This window comes from Stieleria maiorica (assembly GCF_008035925.1).
Lineage (GTDB): Bacteria > Planctomycetota > Planctomycetia > Pirellulales > Pirellulaceae > Stieleria > Stieleria maiorica.
In genome coordinates this window covers 917,232-937,310 of record NZ_CP036264.1, presented here as the reverse complement: position 1 = coordinate 937,310, position 20,079 = coordinate 917,232, and the positions used below count along the sequence as shown (strand labels likewise).

The following is a 20,079-nucleotide window of genomic DNA, read 5'->3' as shown; positions in this document are numbered from 1 at the left end:
CGATGGGGTCGGGCGTCGCGCGAAGGGAGTGGCGGACCGTAGGTGGTAAAGAAAACCCACGGATGGCAGAGCGTACCCACGGATGGCCGGCTGGTATTTGTCGCGATGCGATGGGAGCATGGGTTTGCTGGGGACCACCTTCTGGCGAAGGTAGCTACGTTGGCCCTTGAGTGGGCGAAAGTCTTGGCGAGTTCCGCTACGGCCATTTTTCTGTCCTTCTCCACCCACCACCTGCCACAACCTGTCCTCGTCCCTAAACTACAGGCATGTCACAACAACAATGGATTGATGCCTGGGAATCACTGACCTTTGACAACCGCTTCACGCGGCACTTGCCGGCTGATCCGGATCAAACCAATCAGATTCGGCAAGTGCGCGGGGCGTGCTACTCTCGGGTGCTGCCCAAACCGGTCGCGGCGCCGCAGCTGATCGCCCACTCGCGTGAAGTCGCCGAGCAGTTGGGGGTGACGGAGGAGTTACTGCAGTCCCAGCAGTTCGCCGACGTGATGGGGGGCAACGCCGTCCATCCGGCGATGGACCCGTTTGCGATGTGCTATGGCGGGCACCAGTTCGGAAACTGGGCGGGCCAGCTTGGCGATGGCCGCGCGATCAACCTGGGCGAAGTCATCGATGTTCATGGGCGTCATCAGACGTTGCAGCTGAAAGGGGCCGGTCCGACGCCCTACTCGCGTTTCGCCGACGGGCTGGCGGTGTTGCGCAGCAGCGTCCGCGAGTTTCTGTGCAGCGAAGCGATGCACCACCTGGGCGTGCCGACGACTCGGGCGCTCAGTCTGGTCCTGACCGGCGACGCGGTGACCCGCGACATGTTCTACGACGGCAACCCGAAGCAGGAACCCGGCGCGATCGTGTGCCGTGTCGCGCCGTCGTTCGTCCGGCTGGGGAACTTCCAAATCTTCGCCAGCCGGGACGATGTCGACACGCTGCGGCGCCTGGCCGACTTTACGATCCGCCACGACTTTCCCCACTTGGGCGAACCTTCGCCGGATGTCTATGCGGAGTTCTTTGCCGAGGTCTGTCAGCGGACGGCGGAGTTGATGGTGCACTGGATGCGGGTCGGTTTTGTGCACGGCGTGATGAACACCGACAACCTGTCGATCTTGGGGCTGACGATCGACTACGGCCCCTATGGTTGGTTGGAAGATTACGATCCGGGTTGGACACCGAACACAACCGACGCCCAAGGGCGACGTTACCGCTATGGGCACCAACCCCAGGTGGCCCAGTGGAATCTGGCCCAATTCGCCGGATCGCTGTTGCCGCTGGTCGATCAAGACGTCGACGTACTGCAAAAGGGATTGCATCTGTACGTCGAAACCTTTGACGACGGCTGGAATTCGATGATGGCGGCGAAACTGGGTTTGGACAAGTTTCGCGGTGAGTCGGATCAGCGATTGTTCGCAGAGCTGTTGGATGTGTTGCAGATGGCCGAGACCGATATGACGCTGTTCTATCGACGGCTGGCCGATGTGCCGAGTGGGAGCGATCCCGATTCGGTGTGCGAGCGGTTGGGCGAAGCTTACTACCGGCCTGAACAGATCGACGACGAAGTCCGCATGGCGACGGCCGACTGGTTTGCGGGCTACCAAAGTCGGCTCGCGGATACCGGCGTGTCGGATGAAAAACGTCGCCAGCGAATGAACCGCGTCAATCCGCTGTATGTGCTGCGAAACTACTTGGCGCAATTGGCGATCGATCGCAGTGAGCAGGGCGACCATGCGGGGATCGCAGAGCTGCTGGAGGTGCTTCGTCACCCCTATGACGAGCAGCCCGGGCGCGAAGCCTATGCCGAGAAACGTCCCGAGTGGGCTCGGCATCGCGCGGGGTGTTCGATGTTGTCGTGTAGCTCGTAGCCGCTTGCGGAAATCAGGTAGGAAGATTTCGGAGGTAAGAAGATGATGAAATGCACCATCGATTCGATGCAGCGAATCTTCCTACCTCCAAAATTTTCCTACCTCTCTACTTGTCGCGTCGAAGGGGACAGGAGAGGAATGGCAGAATCATACGGGGCAGAATGATGGAATGCCCGTAGGGGACGCCAGACGGCGGATCTCACCTGAACGCTGGTCGAAAGCCTTGGCGGCTTCCGCTACGGATTGGCGTAGTCGTTCATCGGAGCCATTGCGCCGATTGCTCTCCACTCGCTCTCGCACTAAACCGGCCAAACCCGCTAAACTGCCACGGCCAGCTTCGTTCGTTTGTCCTTAACCCAGAAGAGACACGCTCGTGCCCCCGGAAGTTCGCCGTGGATTCGTGATCGTTGCGGGCCTGCTCGCTGTCGCCGCAGTGATCTGGGCCGCGCGAATGGACCATATCCCCCCGGCCGACTTTGCGTTTCAAAACGGCACCGACCCGAGCACGCTGGATCCACACCGGGCCACCGGCCAACCAGAAGGCCGTGTCATTTTCGAGCTGTTCGAGGGTTTGTTGAGGATGCTTCCCGAGGGGGAGCCGGACCCGGAGACGGGCATGCAGCCGTTGACGCCTCAACCGGCGATGGCGGAGCGGTATGAGATCTCCGAGGACGGCAAGACCTTCACGTTTCATCTGCGTGAAGGCATCCGTTGGACCGATGGGACACCGATCACCGCCCATGATTTCGCCTGGTCCTGGCTGCGGATGCTGCACCCGGCGACGGCCTGCGAATACGCTTACTTGATCAGCGAAGTCCGTTTGGCGACCGAATACAACGGTTCGGTCGTCAACATCGGCGACAAAGTGGAAGTCGAACTGTGGGACCGCCCCGGCGAGACACTGACCAGCGAAGCCAACGTCCAGCACTTTCCCCGCGGGACGATGAAGTACGGAACGCTGCGGGGGATCATCAAGCCCGACTCCCCGAAACTGGCCGAGAACGCGACGGACGATCAACGCGAGCAGGCGCAGCTCGATTGGGAGGAACGCTGGATCTATGAGATCGACGTTGCCGATCCGAATGCGGAGGGCGATGGGCAGGCGACGCTCGAGCGGTTTGCGATGTCAGCGGAGGTGGCTGCGAGCGACGAGACAGTCCAGCGGATGCACGGCGTGCTGGTGGATTTCAAACACCACGGGGGCGCCCAAGCGATCGACGACCGAACGTTCGTCGTTCACCTGAACAACTCCGTCCCCTACTTTCTGAATCTGGTCGCCTGGTATCCGCTGTTTCCGGTCAACCAAAACTGCGTCGAAACACATGGCACTCCCTTGTGGACGAAGGCAGAGAACATCGTCACCAACGGTCCGTACAAATTGAAATTCCGCCGCTTGCGTGATCGCATCCGGGCGGAAAAGTTCATGGACTACTGGCGTGCCGATGAAGTCTCCTTTGAAACGATCGACTTCGTGTCGCTGGAAAGCCAGAACACGGCGATGAACATGTACGAGACGGGACAACTGCAGTGGGTCTATGATTTGCCCGCTGCCGTGCTGGAGGAATTGAAGGACCGAGAGGATTTTCACAGCGCGCCCAAATTGTCGATCTATTTCTACAAGCTCAATAACGACGTCCCGCCGCTGGATGACATCCGAGTGCGCCAGGCGATCAGCATGGCGATTGATCGACGTCAAATCGTTGAACAGGTGACCAAGGCGGGTGAGCAACCGGCGTTTACCGTCGTGCCACCGGGCATTGCCGGCTACAAAGGCCCCGAGGGTCTGAAGGGAAGTGTCGAGCAGGCCCAGGCCTTGCTCGCCGAAGCGGGTTTCCCGGGCGGACGCGGTTTTCCCAAGATGTCGTTGATGTACAACACCAGCGAACGGCATCGACCGATCGCCGAAGTGATCCAGCAACAGCTTCAAAATAACCTGAACATCAAGCTGGAACTGAAGAACATGGAATGGGGCAGTTTCGTCGAGACGGTCCAGCAGGAAAAGTACGAGATCGCTCGCTACGGTTGGGTCGGCGACTATCCCGACCCCAACACGTTTTTGGATCTGTGGGTGACCGGCAATCCGCAGAGCAACACCAATTGGAGCAATCCGGAATACGATCGATTGATCAAGGCGGCCAGCAGCGAATTGAATCCGCAGCGGCGGATGGAATTGTTGCGGCAAGCCGAATCGATCCTGTCGACGGAGTTACCGATCATTCCGATCTTCTTTTACACGTCCGCCGAGATGGCCAAGACGAATATCGTGGGGTTTGCACCGTCCGCCCAGGACCTGCACCCGCTGTCGGTCTTGCGTTACCGATCTGACGACGCGGCGCCGGCGCACTCCCAGGACTGACATTCGACATGCGCAATCTGATTGGCTACCTGCTCAAGCGAGCGGCATGGATGATCCTGACGCTGTGGGCCGTTTACACGGTTTCGTTCATCTTGATGCGCAGCGTGCCGGGCAACCCGTTCAGCGGCGAGCGGAGTTTACCGCCGGCGATCGAACGACAACTCAAAGCACGCTACAACCTGGACGCACCGCCGCTACAGCAGTACTGGGATTACTTGGTGGGCATCGTCACCCGGTTCGACTTGGGATGGTGCATGGGGCTGGAAGATTACAGCGTCAACCAGGTCTTGGCCGAAGGGTTTCCGGTGTCGGCGACATTGGCGATCTTTGCGCTGGTGTTTGCGATTCTTTTGGGCGTCACCGCCGGCGTCATCTCGGCGGTCTATCGCCGTACCAAGGCGGACGTCATCTTGATGTTCGCCGCGGTCTTGGGTATCGCGATTCCGAATTTCGTGTTGGCCAGTTTGGCGATCTTGCTGTTCGTTTTCATGATCCAGATCTTTCCGGCCGGCGGCTGGGGAACGCTCCAGCAAATCGCCCTGCCGGCGTTCTGCCTGGGGCTGCCAGTGGCGGCGTACATCGCCCGGCTCAGTCGCACCGGGATGTTAGAGATGCTGACGAAGGATCACGTCCGCACGGCGATCGCCAAGGGATTGCCGCACCGGACAGTCATCCTGCGACACGTCTTGCCGGGCGCCTTGCTGCCGGTGGTGTCGTATCTGGGCCCTGCCGTCGCTCGCGTTCTGACCGGTTCGTTGGTGCTGGAAAAAATCTTTGCCTTGCCCGGCATGGGCAGCCACTTCATCAACGCCGCGACGCAGCGTGATTACACGCTCGCGATGGGCATGGTTTTGACCTACACCGTCATCCTGTTTGTGATGAACACCCTGGTGGACCTTGCCTATGCCATCATCGATCCGAGGGTCAAATTACAGTGAAGTCCGAAGCGGATCGCGAAACTCTGGAACGGATCCTGGCCGAAGCGCGGGAGGTCCACGGCGTGTCGTTGTGGCAAGACGCCTGGAAACGTCTGCGTCGCAATCGCACCGCGATGATCTCGCTTTGGTGCCTGCTGACGCTTTCGGTGCTGGCATTCCTGACGCCGCTGTTGCCGCTGCAAAGTCCGATCGACAAGGATTTGGACAACCGACGTTTTCTGCCGCCGAATTTCAGTTCGGTCGTGATGGGCAGCCGCCCGGGGTTGAAGTTTGCCGGTGGAACGCTGACCGGCGAACTGGCCGAATTCAACGAATCGATCGAATCGTTGCGGGCACAGTTCGCTTCGGACGGTCCCGATCAGCAACGCCAAATCGAGGTCACGATCGCTGACCGCATCGAGGTCGAACACCCCTTCAATCAAATGTGGAACAACCTCGGTCCGGTGGCTTGGTGGATGTGCGAGATGCGGGTGGCGATTTTCGGCGACTACGCGATCCCCAGCTTGTTCGGCACCGACAAACTGGGACGCGACCTGCTGGCCCGCGTCTTCTGGGGCGCTCGCGTTTCGTTGATCGTGGGAATCGTCGCGACGCTGGTCAGTTTGATCATCGGCGTCAGCTATGGCGCGATCGCGGGTTACTTTGGCGGAAATGTCGACGCGGCGATGATGCGGCTGGTCGACATGCTGTACTCCATCCCGTTCATCTTTGTCGTGATCTTTCTGGTCACGTTTCTGGGCGAAGACTCGGTCAAGAAGAAACTGGATTCGGTGGGCATCGACCAGATCACGATCTTTTACATCGTGATCGGTGCGATTTATTGGTTGACGATGTCGCGTGTCGTTCGCGGTCAAGTGATGTCGCTGCGTCATGAACAGTTCGTCGAAGCGGCACGGACGGTCGGTGCGTCGTCGTGGCGGATCGTGTTTCGACATCTGGTGCCAAACGTGTTGGGCGTCGTGATCGTCTATCTGACGTTGACGATCCCCAGCGTGATGTTGTTCGAAGCGTTCTTGTCGTTTTTGGGTCTGGGCGTTTCGCCGCCGGACGTTTCGTGGGGATTGTTGCTGAACGACGGCGTCGAAGCATTGTCGATCGTCAAGGTGTTTTGGTGGGTCGTCGTGTTTCCCGGCGGTGCTTTGGCGGCGACCTTGTTTGCATTGAATTTTCTTGGCGACGGCATCCGTGATGCGCTCGACCCGAGGATGAAGAACCGAGATTGACGCCATGAGTGAATCCCAGCCGCTATTGAAAGTCGACAACTTGCAGGTCAGTTTCAAGACCGACGACGCCCAGGTCCGCGCCGTGCGCGGCGTCTCGTTCGATGTCTATCCGGGCGAAACGGTGGGGCTGGTCGGCGAGAGCGGCAGCGGAAAGAGTGTGACCAATTTGGCCTTGATGGGATTGGTCCCTAAACCGCCGGGCCGCATCGACGGCGGCACGGTCCTTTATCAGGGAAAGGACTTGCTGACGCTGACCGACCAGCAAATGCAATCGATCCGGGGCCGGCGGATCGCGATGATTTTTCAAGATCCGATGACGGCACTCAACCCGCTAATGACGGTCGGACAACAACTGACCGAAATGACGCGGCTGCATTTGGGACTGAGCCGCAAAGAGGCCAATCGCCAGGCGGCCGAGATGTTGGACCTGGTCGGGATCAGCGGCGCGGAGAAGCGGCTGCGCGATTACCCGCATCAGTTCAGCGGCGGGATGCGGCAACGCGTGATGATCGCGATGGCGTTGTCGTGCGAACCCGACCTGTTGATCGCCGACGAACCGACGACGGCGTTGGACGTGACGATCCAGGCCCAGATCTTGGACCTGCTGCGTGACTTGCAACAGCGTCGCGGCACCAGCATTATCATGATCACCCATGACTTGGGCGTCGTCGCAGAGATCTGTCACCGGGTGCTGGTGATGTATGCCGGACGCGTCGTCGAAAAAGCGGACGCCGATGCGTTGTTTGCCGATCCGAAGCATCCCTACACGCAGGGCTTGTTGCGCTCGCTGCCCCGGTTCGATCAAACGGCCGAGACGTTGCAAGCGATCCCCGGCCAACCGCCCGATCTAGGCCATTTGCCCGACGGCTGTTCGTTCCGGCCGCGTTGCCCCGTCGCGATCGACGCGTGCAAGACGCAGGATCCCGCGCTCGTCAATCTGGACGGTCGCCGCGAGGCCGCGTGTCTGGTTGCGCAACAGGAGGCGATCGATGTCTGAAGTCATTCAATCACCCACGCCGCTTCTGTCGGTTCGCGACCTTCGCGTTCATTTCCCGTTCAGCCGCGGTTCGTTCCTCAGCCCACAACGGGGCGTGATTCGCGCCGTTGATGGTCTGTCGTTTGACATCGCCAAGGGCGAAACGTTGGCGCTGGTCGGTGAATCAGGATGTGGCAAATCGACCACCGCTCGGGCGATCATTAATTTGGTGCATCCGACCAGCGGATCGGTTCGGTTGGAAGGCGTCGATATCACGCGGCTGGGCGACCGAGAGATGATGCGGTACCGCCGCGTCGTGCAGATGGTTTTCCAAGACCCGTTCGCATCGCTGAATCCACGGATGACCGTCGGCAGCATCATCGGCGAACCGTTGGCCGTGCACGGATTGGCGTCGGGAAAAGATCGGAAATTGGAAGTGTTGCGGTTGATGGATCTGGTGGGGCTGAACCCGAGATTCCTGAATCGCTACCCGCACGAATTCAGCGGCGGCCAACGCCAGCGGATCGGGATCGCCAGGGCGTTGGCTGTGGAGCCGAAATTGATTCTGTGCGATGAACCGGTCAGTGCCTTGGACGTTTCCATCCAGGCTCAAATCATCAATTTGCTGATGGATCTGCAGCAGCGGTTGGGGCTGTCGTATCTGTTCATCGCGCATGATTTGAGTGTGGTTCGGCACATCGCCACGCGCGTCGGTGTGATGTACCTGGGGCGGTTGGTCGAACTGGGCGAAGCGGAATCGGTGTACGCCAATCCGACGCACCCGTACACCGAGGCGCTGTTATCGGCGGTGCCGATTCCTGATCCGTCCAAGGCCGCATCGCGCCAGCGGATTCGCTTGGAAGGCGAGGTCCCGACGCCAGATCGCGAGCACGTGGGGTGTTCGTTCGCCGATCGCTGCCCCCTGGTCGTCGACAAATGTCGATTCGAGCGGCCGCCGCATGAACAGGTTGAATCAGCGACCGAAGTGCACACGGTGGCGTGCTGGGAACGCGGGTAGGTGGTGGGAAGCGGGGAGGGACAGAAAAATGGAGGGCAGAAAAATGGAGAGAAGGGAAAGTAGAAAAAAAATGTCGGGCCAACCTGAAACCTGAAACGCTGGCACGTCTCGCCTCTCCCGGTCATACTACCGGGCTCGAAAAAAACTCCCTTTCCTACGCGAGACCCATCATGCTTCGCTCTTTCCTGTTTGGCACCTTTTGTTTGGTCGTTTCTGCTTGCGTTGCCGAGTCACCCGCGGAGAGTGCGCCGCCGGAGCCGGACGGCATGAGCGTGCTGTTTGACGGAGAAAACTTGGAGGGTTGGGACGGCGACCCGAGGTTGTGGAGCGTGCGAGAGGGCGTGATTCATGGTGAGACGACCAAGGAGGTTTCCACCAAGGGCAACACGTTCCTGATCTGGAAAGATGAAGTCGCGGATTTTGAGCTCCGATTGTCCTTCCGTTGCACCGCGACGAACAACTCGGGGATCCAGTATCGATCCCAACGCGTGACCTCTGGGCGCGGAGCGTCTAACCAGTGGGTGCTGCGTGGTTATCAGCACGAGATCCGCAACGAAGAAGACCTGCCCAACGTGCCGGGATTCATTTACGACGAAAAGGGATCGCGCGGGCGGATCTGCCTGGTCGGCGAGAAAGCGGTTTGGAACGAAGACGGAAAGCAGGTCCAAGGCGAGCCGCTGATCACGAAAGAGGAGTTCAAGGAGTTGATGAAGGTTGACGATTGGAATGATGTCGTGATCATCGCCAAGGGCAACCACATCCGCCACTACCTCAATGGTCGCTTGGTGTTGGACTTCACCGACAACCACCCGGAGAAATCGTTCGCCAAAGGCATGATCGGATTGCAACTGCACGCCGGTGCACCGATGTGGGCGGAATTCAAGAACATCCGTCTGAAGACCCTGTAGGGGAAGCCGCCAACGGCTTTCGACCTTCCCATCTCCCTCGTTCCAAGGCTCCGCCTTGGAACGCGTTGCCGGTGTGGCTCCTGCCACACACACTGCGTCCGCCCCGAGGCGGAGCCTCGGAGAACTCCCGTCCCCAGGCGGAGCCTGGGAACGAGGCAACACGCGTGACAACAGTCGCCCCCTCGTTCCAAGGCTCCGCCTTGGAACGCACTGCCGGTGTGGCTCCTGCCACACGCACACTGCATTCGACTCGAGGCGGAGCCTCGGAGAACTCCCGTCCCCAGGCGGAGCCTGGGAACGAGGCAACATGCGTGACACCAGCCGCCTCTCCCTCGTTCCAAGGCTCCGCCTTAGAACGCACTGCCGGTGTGGCTCCTGCCACACGCACACGGCGTTCGACTCGAGGCGGAGCCTCGGAGAATACCCGTCCCCAGGCGGAGCCTGGGAACGAGGGAGCACGCGTGACATTAGCCGTCTCTCCCTCGTTCCAAGGCTCCGCCTTGGAACGCACTGCCGGTGTGGCTCCTGCCACACGCACACTGCATTCGACTCGAGGCGGAGCCTCGGAGAACTCCCGTCCCCAGGCGGAGCCTGGGAACGAGGCAACGCGCGTGACAACAGTCGCCCCCTCGTTCCAAGGCTCCGCCTTGGAACGCACTGCCGGTGTGGCTCCTGCCACACACACTACATTCGACTCGAGGCGGAGCCTCGGAGAATCCCCGTCCCCAGGCGGAGCCTGGGAACGAGGCAACGCGCGTGACGCCAGCCGGTTGCCCCTTCTCTTTGTGAAGATTGCGTTAGCGCCGCGTTGCGTTTTGGCGCAGGATTCGTTGCCCGGACCCTGTCATGGCGCGCCGTATGAAGCCGTTGCGGTGTGAATGCGAAGGAACGATGAAGGTTGAAGCAAATGCAGCGGTTTGCGATTGCGGCTGACCGATGGCTCGTTTGAATACGCGTGTCAAAGCGACCGGGTTCGCGGAAAGCGACTTGGGCGGCTGAAGACACGGAGCGAGATTCATCGACTTCTCATCTTCAACCCATCAAGGCTTCGCCGGGATCTGGTTCACTGCTTCTTGTCCACGGCCAACTGATTTTGGTGCGATCCACGATCGGTTTGGCCGCGGAGCGGAAGCTCTGAAATGGAGCGTTTTTCCGGTGGCGTCACCGGGGCTCCCGAACCGCACATGGGCGTGGCGTTCACGCCGTGTATTTGGAGTTTTAAGAAAAAAAGAGAAGCCGGCCAGCAGGTCACGGCCAGACGCGATCACCGCTAAAGATCCCGCGTCGCATGCCGTCAGACCGCCAGCCGACTACTCCGGTTGTTTCCCCATTTTGGGCGGGGGGTGTTTCCCTGTCCATAGAAATCCAAACAAGGAATTCGAAATGTCGCGTATGCGAAAATCAGGTTTCACCCTGATCGAACTGTTGGTGGTCATCGCCATCATCTCCCTGCTGGCCGCGTTGGCGTTGCCGGCTCTGACCAAGGCTCGCGAAGCTGCCCGTCGTACGCAGTGCACGAGCAACCTGCGTCAGTTCGGAATCGGAATGTACACGTTCGCCGAACGTGACCCGCTGGGCCGCATGTGCACCGGTGCCTCGGACTTCGAGCGTGACGGTGACATGGACACCTACGGCTGGGTCGCCGACATGGTCAACAGCGGCTCGGCTTTGCCGGGCGACATGCTGTGCCCCAGCAACCCTGCCAAAGCATTGGAAAAGTTGAATGACCTGCTGGGCATTTCGACGTCCGGAAATGCCGCGACGATTGCACCATCAGCTGGCAACACTGAGGCGCGGATGCGTGAAGGTTCGGGTCGATACCTGATGCAAGTCGGCGGAGCAGCAGGCACGTTCCCCGTGACCGTCCAGCCGCAAAACGTTGAGTACCAAACGCGCCCGGAATTGGTCGGTGCACTGTACGTTGACAAGGGCTACATGACCAACTACGCATCGGGTTACTTCTTGGTTCGCGGTGCACCGGTCACGAACGAAGACGGGCTGAGCCCCCCGGTGGACATCATTGCCAGCCCGGGCGGAGCGTTCAAAGAGCGACTAGGCACCACCGGCCCGCTGCTGGCGGCAACCCTGGACCGCAGTCGTGTTGCGACCCAGAACATCCCGCTGTTGGGTGACGCAGGTCCTGGCGACATCGACGAAGCGGTTCTCGGTGCCGACGTGCCGAATGCCAAGGTCGAACTTCCCAGAGGGATGTTGCTTGCCGAGGCCTTCAACGACGGCCCCGCATACTATAACTCCAGCAACAACCGCATCATCCTGCTCGACGCATCGGTTCAGTTGACCGATCAAATCAATTGCGAACGTGGCCAAGCGACGACGGTTGGTTGCACCGCACCGGTTTCGGCTGGAGTGCGAGGCGATTTCAGCTCCGAGCCTTCGACGCCCGCCGACCCGACCGACAACGCGACTTACCTGCAAGACACCCGCGACTGGTTCGCGATCCACGCCGGTGCTTGCAACGTCCTGATGGGCGACGGTTCGGTCCGGTCGTTCTACGACAACAATGGCGACGGATACCTGAACCCCGGGTTCCCCGTCGACGACACCCAAAGCGACTACTCGAACATCGGCTACACCAACTCGGACGTCGAACTGACTCCGAGCGAGTGCTACAGCGGATTGTTCCTGGATGACGCCATCTTCAAGGGCACCTTCGAAGAGAACTGATCGATTGGTTCTGCCAAGCCTTTACTTGGCGATCCACCTCCATCAATCAGAGGGCCTCCATGGCGATTTCGCCATGGGGGCTATTTCGATTCAATCACCGATTCTTTTATCTGCACGGTATGAACCAGTTTACAAAGCGGTTGCTGATTTTTGCGGCCCTGGTCGTCGGATTCGCTTCGATGGCGGCGGCACTCAGCCAGATGGTCACCTACAAGCCCTGGGGCGTTCCAGATAGCAAACGTGATACGTACGACAAGCTCTTGGCCGCGCAGGAAGAAAATCGCAAACTTCGGCAAGAATACGCCGACAAGCCAAGGCCCCAGGCCAGCACCGTCGTGTCCAGCCATGACTTCGGCTGGATGAATCCCGGCGAGTCGCGAGAGTTTCAGTTCCCCATCCGCAATCTCGGCGCTGTGGAATTGACGCTGCAAGTGCGTGACGTGAGTGACGAGCGGATTTCGGCGACCCTGGCCCGGGAGGCACTGGCCCCCGGAGAAGAAACGTTTTGTGTGGTTTCGCTGACCGCCGGTGCGGAGGCCGAAGGGACGCTGCCGACATCGACCGCAACGATCGTGACCAACGATCCGCTGAAACAGTCGATCGTCCTGGGCGTCGGTGGGAAAATCACTTCCGAGTTGGTGGTCCCGGAAAAAATCAGTTTCGGCCGACACGACATCACCGAAGCGGCGACCGCGGAGTTCTGGATCTACAGCCAACGCAGCGAGCAAATCCAACTGCATGATGTCTCGAGTGATCACTACCAGATCCAGTGGGTTGAACTTCCGCCGGATCCGCCCGCTGCCGAATTGCAAGGGAAATCGGCGACGGCGGCCATTCGTGTCGCGGCGACGATCCAGCCCAAGGACTATGGCAAGTACACCGATTCGCTGAAGTTGACCGTGGGCATGGACGGAATCAAGAAACACGTGGAAGTCGCCTTCGACGGACGTGTGCGTCCGCCGATCGCGTTTTACGGCCCGGAAGTGGACCGTCGCAGCGGCGTCGATTTCGGAACGATCAACCGAGGAACAAAAAAAGAGATCTTTGTGGTGGTTCGTTCTCGCGGTGACAGTTCGCGGCGCATCGAAGTGCTGGACTACGAGCCGAAGGACCTGGAAGTCGAAATGCAACCGCAAAGTACCGAAGGCACGTACCGTCTTCGACTGTGTGTGCCGGCGGATTGTCCGAAGTTGCAATTCAACATGGATTCCCATCGTGGATACGTCTCCATCGGAGACCCCGACGCCGAGGCCTACTCCAATTGGCTACCGATCTATGTCCAAGTCGTCGATGTTGAAAAGAAAAAGTGATTCAGTCATTGGTCCGAGTTCCGGCTCGGTATTTGTCTGAGCAACGTGATCACGTCTCGTATTTATTGAAGATCGTTTCGAAATGTCAGGTTCATCCTTTGTCGACCAAGCGGGAACCATCCCCACCCATCCGCAAAAGTCGGATGTGATCGTTTGTGGCGCGTGTGGCAATCCCAATGCCTCCGGTGGCCAATTTTGTGCCGATTGTGGCCATTCGCTATACGAACCGTGTGCCGAATGCACCAAGCCTGTCTTGCTGTCCCAATCGTTTTGTGGCAAATGTGGCTGCGACCTCGTTGCCGCGCTTGGCAAGCGAAAGAGCGACTTGGAATCCAAAATCGCCGACGCCATCGACGCGGCGAAAGAACGTGATTTCGAACGCTCGCAAGGTTTGCTGGCCTTGGTGACGCGGCAAACGGACTACCGGCTCAAGGATGTGGTTGCCAAAGCCAAAACCGCACAACAGAAAATCGATCTCGTGGCGGAACAGGAATGCGAATCGGCTTCCGATCGGATCGCCGCGGCGCAGCAGGCCTACCAAGCCGGTGATTCGGCGCGGGTGGTCGACTTGCTCGGATCATTGCCACCCAAGCTTTTGACGCCGGAGGCATCGGGCAATCTGGAACGCTCCAAGGCCCGCCTTGAACAACTCGAGCGGGCTCAGGCGTCGCTTCAGGAAGCCTTTCAAAAGCGCGACTGGGCGTCGTCGGGGGTGATTCTTGAGCGGTTGATGGAGCTGCAACCCGACGATGAATCGGTGGCTAAGCTGGCACTCAAGGTGGGAAAGAAATTAATTTCCAAAGCCACGGGTTTGCGCGAGACCCACAAGTATCGTGCGGCATCCGAGTTGCTGCAATGTGTGCCGTCCAATGCGCGCGGCGAAGCCTTCGATCAGCTCAGCGACGTCGTGGATCAAATCGGTTGGTTTGCGAACCAGTTCTCGGCCGAACCCTTTGCCACCGCGACACTCGGACGACTCGCCAAACAGTGGGCCGAAAAATCCGGCGGTGATCCCAGGGCGATCAAAACGCTCAGCCGGATCAGCTCGCGAATCAAAGGTCCCAAATCGTCTTCACGCGAATTGTTCGCGCCGCTGGAAGCAAAATCGGTCAGCTGGGTCGGCGGGCCGGTCGGGATGCTCGCGTTCCCTGAAGGTGTAGACATCGTCGACAACGGTCCGTTGCAATCTGCGCCGGGACAATTCAACGTCGCAATCGGATTGGCCCTCCAAGGTCTCGGCCATGGGAGAATCACCGAGGACTTTTCGCCGAAGAAAGGCTTGCTTCAACGATTGGGACGCAAGAAGTCGAATCGTTGTTGGGGGCTCGATCTGGGGACATCCGGGCTGAAGGCGGTTTGTCTGGAAACGGTGGAGAACGAGCGTCCACGGTTGGTCGAATGCTACAAGTTTGCCTTCAATACGCCGCTGACTCGCACGACGACCGATGCCAACTTGAACGATGCGATCCGTGAAGCGGTCGAAGGATTCCTAGAGCGACACGACGTCGAATCGACACCCGTTTGGGTCAGTTTTCCCGCCCGCGAGTTGGTTTCGCGTTTTGTACGATTGCCTCCGGTCGCTGACAAACAAGCCAAGACGCTGTTCGAGAAAGAGGTCGAATCGCGGATCCCGTTGCCACTGGACGAAGTCGTCCGCGTCAATTGGGTCGCACCGCTGCCGAGCGAAGAGCTGACGTCGACAGGTCGCCCCGCGTTTGTTTCGGCAGCGAAGCAGCAATTTGTCGATCGCTATCTTGAAAACCTGACGGAAGCCGGGTTAACCGTCAGTGGTCTTCAAGCCACACCGATCGCGCTGCTCAATTTTGCGTCGGTGGAATTTGACCCCCTGCTGAATCCCGATCAGGAAGACGACGAAGATGTGGAATCGAAACTGCCCACCGTCGCGTTGGTGGATTGTGGTGCAGAAATGACCATTGTGCTGATGATCAGCTCCGCCTCGTGTTGGTTTTGGTCCTTCGAATCCGGCGGCAACGAGTTCACCCGGTTGGTCTGTCGCGGTACCAAGTTGACGCACAGCGAAGGCGAAAAACTGAAACGCAACCCGGCCGCGATGGAGCATCCGCAGGTCCAATTCGAAACGGTGGAGCAGCGCATGGAGGAGATGCACGGGCGGCTCCGCAAAGTGATCGCCGACGTGGCAGACCAGCATGCCGAATTCGACGTCCAACAGACGTGGTGTTGTGGCGGGGGAACACTCACTCACGGGTGGGTCAAACGAATCTTGTGTGAGAAATGAACAAACCCAAGCGAGAAATTGTTGTGTGTCGTACAGATGGTCGTCTTGATTACCCGATCAAAGTCCTCTTCTGGAGCCTACTACTGGGACTGATGGGCTGTATTCAGGGATGCGGCGAGAGTCAAGAAGACCTGTTCATGAAGCACGCCAAGCGAAGTCGTAGCAACGATGACGCCGAAACAGTCGAGGCGCCGGCGAAAGCAGTCGCGGCGCGTCCGGCGAAACCACAGCCAGAGGAACAACCCAACGTTGCAGTGGCAAAGCCACAACCGCAAGCGGCGACTGCAACTGTTGAATCAGCACCCAAAGGTCCAGAAGTCGATCACACACCTCCTCCGGCCTCCCTCGCCGAAGAGTTGGGCATCCAGCCGATCTCCGAGAGGAAACCCGATGCGGAATTGAGTGTTGCCGAACGGCGACGTCGGTCGGTCGCGAACATGACGAAGATCTATGAAGCGCTCGATGCATACCGCTATCAACACCGCGGCTATTTACCGCGAGCCTTTAGCCTCAGCGCCGGCGGGCTTCCTACGCTTTCGTGGAGAGTTGAGATTCTGCCGTTTTTGGGATACCAGAAACTTTACGAAAAGTTCGACTTCAGCCGTGGCTGGAACGTCTCGCCCAACAAAGAACTGCTCGAGTTCATTCCGGATGAATACGCGTCAGTGGAACGATTTGATACCAAGACGAATTATCTGGTTCCATCTGGCGGAGGGCATCTGTTCGAAGTCGGTTCACAGAGCGATCCGACCCGCATCGACGACGGTTTCGACAACACCTTAATTTTGATTGAGGTCAATGACAGCCAGGCGGTCAATTGGACCGAACCAAAGGACTTTAACCCGCCCGATGTGAACGCCTACGAAAAATACCTGGGGAAACTGCGTGAGGATGGCACGTTCGCCATGTGGGCCAACGGTTTGCCCGTCCTGCTGGCATCGGGCCTGGAGCCGATGCAGATCCGAAAAGCCCTCACCCACAGTGGAGAAGAGGCGTTGCGGGCGGTCGATATTCATCGTGCGATCGCCATCGAAGAGGTCGAGGGGGATCCCGAAACAGATCTGGACGAATCGATGGATCTGCCCGAGACAAGTGAGGTCGCCGGAACCCCCACGCAGGCTCCGCAATTGGCACGCCCCGAGATCCAGGAGGCGGAGTATCAACGCGAGCCCGTTCCCGTTGCAATCGAAATCGCGACCGCTCAGGAAAAACTCCGCATGCTCTTTCGCGACCGAATCGCAGAAGCGAAAAGCAAAGGCGACAAATCGAAACTGGCGGCGGAATTCCTGGCCACCGGTATAGAGATGGATGCCGATGCCGCTGGGGCCTATGTGCTTCAGGAGGCCGCGTTGCGGACGGCCTGCGAAATCGGCGATGACAAAATCTTGATCGAAGCGATCGATCAACGCGTCGCACGATTCGACGTCGATTCCTATCGAGAGAATCTCAATTGGATTCGCGATTTCGGACAATCGACCGCCAGCCGTGACGAAAGTGGCCTCAAAAGCACCACCTTGTTGCAACGCGCCATCCCCGTCATTTTTGCGGGCATTCACGAAGACGAATACATGGAGGCCAGCGCGGTGGCTCGGATCGCCAATCGCTACACATCGAACAGTCGCGATGATGTCATCCCTCGGCTGTTCACGCGGTTGAGAACGCAACTGGGGATCGCCAAACGGGAGTACGACAAGTCGGTCGACTACCTGCAACAGTACCGAAAGAATCCCGAGAACCGCCGTGCCGGGGCGGCCTTCGGTAACTATCTCTGTTTCATCAAGGGCGACTGGGAGAAAGGGATGGATTTGATCGCCCAGGGAGAAGGCAACGACCTCGTCGAAGTCGTGCTGCTGGACCGCCAGGGTGCGGGGTCGGCGCACGAGCAAGTGACACTGGGCGATGCCTGGTGGGAGCTAAGCCGTCGCGGCTCTGGTGCGTATCGACAAGGTGCGCAAGACCGCGCGGTCGCCTGGTACACGCAAGCGCTCGAGCGATTGCCGGATTCGCTCGACCGCATCCATGTCGAAAACCGATTGCAGGAAGCCGAAGCAACCATCGGTCACAGTCCCATCGCATTGTGTCTTCAGCTGGCCGAGGAATTGGGTGTCGACCTCAATCAGAGCCTGACGTCACTTGCCGTCGACGGAAATCGCTCGTTAAGAAGAGACGACGATGACGACTGAACGTCCGGGCTTTGTACCTAAACCCGTAGCGGAAGCCGCCAAGGCTTTCGGCTCGCAGCAGTCCACACGGGAAAAGCCGAAATTCTTGGCGAATTCCGCTACCACATACGCCCCTTGCCGGGTTTAGGGACAAAGCCTAACTGGACAGCGCCACTTTGGCGTAGCTACGCTCGCCAGAGCGTGGGAAACCCCGGGGATCCACCTTCTGGCGAAGGTAGCTACGTTCGACCGGCGATTCACGGTGTTTCTTGAGCAAAGTGGCACTGTCCAGCTAGTCTTTCAGGTTTGTGAGCACTTTTAGGTTTTGCAGGGCGACCACGTGGTCGCCTTGCAATCTCAGCGACGCCTTGTAGCACTCGATCGCTTTTTGATAGTTGCCTTCTCGGGCGTACAGATTGCCGAGATTCGTGTGCGCATCGGGGTTGTCCGGCCAGATCCGCAGCGAAGTTTCAAAATGCTCTCTCGCCTCCCGCGGGGAGCGAGACGAGATCACGCCGCCTAAATTGTTGTGTGCTTCCGCGTAATCGCTCTTCAACCGGATCGCTTCGCGGTAACATGCTTCTGCTCGCGAGGCGTCGGACCGTCGGAGCAAGTTTCCGAGGTTCAGAAACGCCGCAGCAAACGACGGGTCGATTTCGATCACCCTGGCAAAACCGTCGATCGCTTCACGGGTCCTCCCCAGTTTTGCCTTGCACAACGCAACATTGTAGACGGCAACAGGATTACGCACCTGGGTCGAGTTGGTCCCAGCACCGACGGCCGCTTCGGCATGAAGAAGCGCTTCCTGGTATTTCCCCTCATCGATCAACGTCCCCGCCAGATTCGCATGCGCCCAGCTGTTGTCCGGGTCGACGCTTATTACTTGATTCAGCAACGTCTCGGAATCACGCCAGTGACGTGCTTGGAAAACCGACAGCGTGACGAGACCTGCTGTGATCAGCATGCCGGCGGCCAATGATTTTGGGAACGAGATCGAAAACCGGCTGACAAGCTGAAGGCACGCCGCCGCGGCCAACAAAAACAACCCGACATTCGGGACGTACGTGTAACGATCTGCCATCCATTGAATGCCGATGGGAACGATTCCGGAGGTGGGGAACATCGTTCCGATGAACCAAAACCAGCCGACAAACAAAACCGGGACACGGACCTTCTGTCGCCAGGCGTAGATCGAAATCCCGGTCAGGACGGCAGCGGCCAGTAGCGCGATCCCGACCGGAATTCCATCGCGGGGCGGCAACACGCCGACCGTCAGTCCGATCGGCATCACCAAACGCCACAGGTAGATCACGTACGCACAGGGAATCTGTAAGAGCCGATCCCTTAGCGGCACCGCGTCCAACGTCGCAACCGCGCCCGTGCTTTCCTGGGCGGACAAGGCGATGAAGAAGAACACCAGACTCAACAGAAACAGCGGGGACTTCTCGAGCACGCTCCGCGTCAAGGAGATTGGTTTGGGGGCGTCTCCGGCGTTCTCGGCCGACAGCATCGGATCGGATGGTTCGTTCTCGCCGCCCCCGCGGAATCGGATCCGGTAGAGCGGCCAGACGTCCAGCAGCATCATTGCGAAGGGGAACGTCAGCAACGAAGGTTTGGACATCAGCCCCGCCGTCATGCACAGAAACACGGCGACCATCCGCAGCGGACTCGATCGCCGTGCGTAGTGACCATAGGCCAGCATCCCGAGCATCCAAAACAGGGTGCTGAGCGTACCCTTGCGTTCGGCGACCCAGGCCACCGATTCGACGTTCAGCGGGTGGACGCAGAACAGCACGACAACCGCCGCCGCCATTACGTCTCGCAGCCCCAATGTTTTGAGCGCGATAAACAAGACCACCACCGACAGCGAGTGCAGGATCACATTGGTCAGGTGAAACCCGAACGGGCCGTTGCCGTACAGCTGGGAATCCAGTTGGAAGGACCACCACAGAAGCGGGTGCCAATTGCCCATTCGTGTCGTGGTCAATGCCCAGGTCACATCGGAGGCGTTGATCCCGTTTTGGACGTTAAGGTTGCGGCTGACATATTCCGCATCATCAAACGCGACGAACTGAAAACCGGTTGCCTGCAGGTAGATGACCAGCGACAACGCAATCAGGCAGGCGGGGATGGTGTAGCGATTCAAGGTTGGGGTGCGGGGCTACTGTATCAACGGCGGGCCGCGTCGTTTGACTGGACCACGATGCTGCCCCCTCATCCCCAGCCCTTCTCCCCCGCAAGGCCGGGGGAGAAGGGAGCCAGGACCGACTTGAGCTTTTTACGCTCTTTAAGAATGAGAGGGGATTTAGAAATGCCACCTAAAAAAACCATCGTTCACCAACGGTCAAGCCACACCGCAGCGATTCACCAAACCT

12 protein-coding genes are annotated in these 20,079 nt (G+C 59.0%); 11 read left to right on the top strand and 1 reads right to left on the bottom strand.

Annotation, left to right across the window (positions count from 1 at the left end):
* Positions 1-266 precede the first annotated feature (266 nt).
* The 11 genes from Mal15_RS02945 (at position 267) to Mal15_RS02895 (ending at position 17,725) form a co-directional block, all read left to right on the top strand.
* Positions 267-1,871, top strand: coding sequence for a protein adenylyltransferase SelO (locus Mal15_RS02945; protein ID WP_147866389.1), 1,605 nt, complete (start codon positions 267-269; stop codon positions 1,869-1,871).
* Between the two features lie 373 nt (positions 1,872-2,244).
* On the top strand, positions 2,245-4,227 hold the full coding sequence (locus Mal15_RS02940) for a peptide ABC transporter substrate-binding protein (protein ID WP_147866388.1): 1,983 nt from the start codon (positions 2,245-2,247) through the stop codon (positions 4,225-4,227).
* A gap of 8 nt (positions 4,228-4,235) precedes the next feature.
* Positions 4,236-5,165, top strand: a complete 930-nt coding sequence (locus tag Mal15_RS02935; protein WP_147866387.1) for an ABC transporter permease — start codon at positions 4,236-4,238, stop codon at positions 5,163-5,165.
* Positions 5,162-6,388 carry an ABC transporter permease gene (locus Mal15_RS02930; RefSeq protein ID WP_233903248.1) on the top strand — a complete coding sequence of 409 codons (1,227 nt, stop codon included), beginning with the start codon at positions 5,162-5,164 and terminating at the stop codon, positions 6,386-6,388. Before Mal15_RS02935 ends, Mal15_RS02930 begins: the two co-directional genes overlap by 4 nt.
* A gap of 4 nt (positions 6,389-6,392) precedes the next feature.
* Positions 6,393-7,385 (top strand): ABC transporter ATP-binding protein, encoded by a 993-nt coding sequence (locus Mal15_RS02925; RefSeq protein ID WP_147866385.1) that lies wholly within the window; start codon positions 6,393-6,395, stop codon positions 7,383-7,385.
* Positions 7,378-8,382: an ABC transporter ATP-binding protein gene (locus Mal15_RS02920; protein WP_147866384.1), complete on the top strand. Its 1,005-nt coding sequence runs from the start codon at positions 7,378-7,380 to the stop codon at positions 8,380-8,382. The genes Mal15_RS02925 and Mal15_RS02920 overlap by 8 nt, the downstream gene beginning before the upstream one ends.
* A gap of 170 nt (positions 8,383-8,552) precedes the next feature.
* The gene (locus tag Mal15_RS02915; RefSeq protein ID WP_147866383.1) at positions 8,553-9,290 is read left to right on the top strand and encodes a 3-keto-disaccharide hydrolase; all 738 of its coding nucleotides are present in this window, start codon (positions 8,553-8,555) and stop codon (positions 9,288-9,290) included.
* Between the two features lie 1,383 nt (positions 9,291-10,673).
* Positions 10,674-11,975 carry a DUF1559 family PulG-like putative transporter gene (locus Mal15_RS02910; protein WP_147866382.1) on the top strand — a complete coding sequence of 434 codons (1,302 nt, stop codon included), beginning with the start codon at positions 10,674-10,676 and terminating at the stop codon, positions 11,973-11,975.
* Between the two features lie 59 nt (positions 11,976-12,034).
* Positions 12,035-13,285, top strand: a complete 1,251-nt coding sequence (locus Mal15_RS02905) for a hypothetical protein (RefSeq protein WP_167546609.1) — start codon at positions 12,035-12,037, stop codon at positions 13,283-13,285.
* Positions 13,286-13,367: 82 nt separating this feature from the next.
* Entirely contained in the window at positions 13,368-15,542 is a 2,175-nt protein-coding gene (pilM, locus tag Mal15_RS02900) for a pilus assembly protein PilM (protein WP_147866380.1), read from the top strand.
* A 92-nt stretch (positions 15,543-15,634) separates the two neighbouring features.
* Entirely contained in the window at positions 15,635-17,725 is a 2,091-nt protein-coding gene (locus Mal15_RS02895; protein WP_167546608.1) for a DUF1559 family PulG-like putative transporter, read from the top strand.
* Between the two features lie 271 nt (positions 17,726-17,996).
* Here Mal15_RS02895 and Mal15_RS02890 read toward each other — a convergent pair whose 3' ends face one another.
* A complete protein-coding gene (locus Mal15_RS02890) occupies positions 17,997-19,850 on the bottom strand; it encodes a tetratricopeptide repeat protein (protein WP_147866378.1) in 1,854 nt (617 codons plus the stop codon).
* Between the last annotated feature and the right edge of the window lie 229 nt (positions 19,851-20,079).

Coding starts and splice junctions, on each gene's coding strand:
- Mal15_RS02910 (WP_147866382.1), top strand. CDS start 10,674: ATGTCGCGTATGCGAAAATCAGGTTTCACCCTGATCGAACTGTTGGTG.
- Mal15_RS02895 (WP_167546608.1), top strand. CDS start 15,635: ATGGGCTGTATTCAGGGATGCGGCGAGAGTCAAGAAGACCTGTTCATG.
- Mal15_RS02945 (WP_147866389.1), top strand. CDS start 267: ATGTCACAACAACAATGGATTGATGCCTGGGAATCACTGACCTTTGAC.
- Mal15_RS02915 (WP_147866383.1), top strand. CDS start 8,553: ATGCTTCGCTCTTTCCTGTTTGGCACCTTTTGTTTGGTCGTTTCTGCT.
- pilM (WP_147866380.1), top strand. CDS start 13,368: ATGTCAGGTTCATCCTTTGTCGACCAAGCGGGAACCATCCCCACCCAT.
- Mal15_RS02935 (WP_147866387.1), top strand. CDS start 4,236: ATGCGCAATCTGATTGGCTACCTGCTCAAGCGAGCGGCATGGATGATC.
- Mal15_RS02925 (WP_147866385.1), top strand. CDS start 6,393: ATGAGTGAATCCCAGCCGCTATTGAAAGTCGACAACTTGCAGGTCAGT.
- Mal15_RS02920 (WP_147866384.1), top strand. CDS start 7,378: ATGTCTGAAGTCATTCAATCACCCACGCCGCTTCTGTCGGTTCGCGAC.
- Mal15_RS02905 (WP_167546609.1), top strand. CDS start 12,035: ATGGCGATTTCGCCATGGGGGCTATTTCGATTCAATCACCGATTCTTT.